This is a genomic window from Methylobacterium sp. FW306-05-D, from assembly GCF_058782155.1.
The window spans coordinates 6,619-7,826 of record NZ_JBYSXL010000122.1 but is presented as its reverse complement, the minus strand read 5'-3'; the positions used below and the strand labels follow the sequence as shown (position 1 = coordinate 7,826).

Below are 1,208 nucleotides of genomic sequence, written 5' to 3'. Positions count from 1 at the left end.
ATGGGGGGCCCGTCCGCGCGGGCCGGACCGGGGCGGGCGCTCAGGTCGGGTGCTCGCCGGTGGACGACCCGCGCGGCGCGATGTCTTCGGAGAGGTCGCCGAGCAGAGCGTCGCGGTTGTCGCGAAACAATGCGAGGCTCTTCAGCAACAGCCTCGCATTCTGGACGTACAGGTCCGGATCGGTCCCCTGGCGGATGCAGTGGTCGGCGATCCGAAGATTGACCTCCAACTGTAATTCGGCCGCGAGAATGTTCTTGCTGCATTTTATTGCTGCTTCGAGCGGCAGTGTTGCCATACCCACCTCCAGACCAGCCAAATAATTCGGCCGATGGTTCGAAGCATAGGTACGCCGCCCATCCTTTGAAAGTGTCAAATGATGGGCCGAACCGGAGGCGATCCGGTTTTGCTCCCAAAGGCGTGATCGCGGCGCGCCGCGTCCCTAGCGGGCCAGGACCCGGGCTAGCGGGCCAGGACCCGGGCGGCGTCCTTCGTCGTGCCCACGGCGCGGGAGACCTGCTCGATGGAGCGGCCGATCGCCTGGATGTTGTGCGAGATCGCCGCGACGGCGCCGGCCGCGTGCTGCATGTTGCCCGACATGTCCTGGGTGACGACGCTCTGCTCCTCCACCGCCGCCGCCGTGCTGACGGCGTAGTCGCGCATCTGCGTGACCGAGGTCTGGATGGTCTGGAGCGACTCGCCGACCTGCTTCGAGACGAACTGCACGTTGTCGATCTCGCCGGTGATCTGCTCGGTGGCGCGCGCCGCCTGGTTGGCGAGGTTCTTCACCTCCTGCGCCACCACCGCGAAGCCGCGCCCCGCCTCGCCGGCCCGGGCCGATTCGATCGTCGCGTTGAGCGCCAAGAGGTTGATCTGGCCGGCGATGCTCTGGATCAGGCCGACGATGCCGCTCATGGCGATGGCGGCCTGGGTGAGCTTGTGGGTCGCTTCGGCGGCGGCGACCACCTGGCCCTGCGCTGCCTCGGTGGCGACCCGGGAATGGGCCATGCTCTGTGAGATCTCGGCGACGGAGGCGGCGAGCTCCTCGGAGGCGGCCGCCATGGTCTGGACGTTGCTCGCGGTGGTGCTCGCCGCCGCGTCGGCCTCCCGCGTCTGGGTGTTCGAGAGCAGCACCGCCCCGTCGATCTCGCCGAAATTCTCGCCGATCAGCCGGCGCAGGTCGTTGAGGAGCGTCACCTGCGCGGTGATGT

Annotated in this window: 2 protein-coding genes; both read right to left on the bottom strand. The window is 67.9% G+C overall.

Going from position 1 to position 1,208, the window contains the following annotated elements; genetic code table 11:
• Positions 1 to 40: 40 nt before the first annotated feature.
• Positions 41 to 295 carry a hypothetical protein gene (locus tag AC3WLN_RS23005; RefSeq protein ID WP_492485168.1) on the bottom strand — a complete coding sequence of 85 codons (255 nt, stop codon included), beginning with the start codon at positions 293 to 295 and terminating at the stop codon, positions 41 to 43.
• Positions 296 to 459: 164 nt separating this feature from the next.
• Positions 460 to 1,208, bottom strand: a 749-nt coding sequence (locus AC3WLN_RS23000) for a methyl-accepting chemotaxis protein (RefSeq protein ID WP_492485166.1), incomplete at its 5' end; no start/stop codon positions are given.

Coding starts and splice junctions, on each gene's coding strand:
- AC3WLN_RS23005 (WP_492485168.1), bottom strand. CDS start 295: ATGGCAACACTGCCGCTCGAAGCAGCAATAAAATGCAGCAAGAACATT.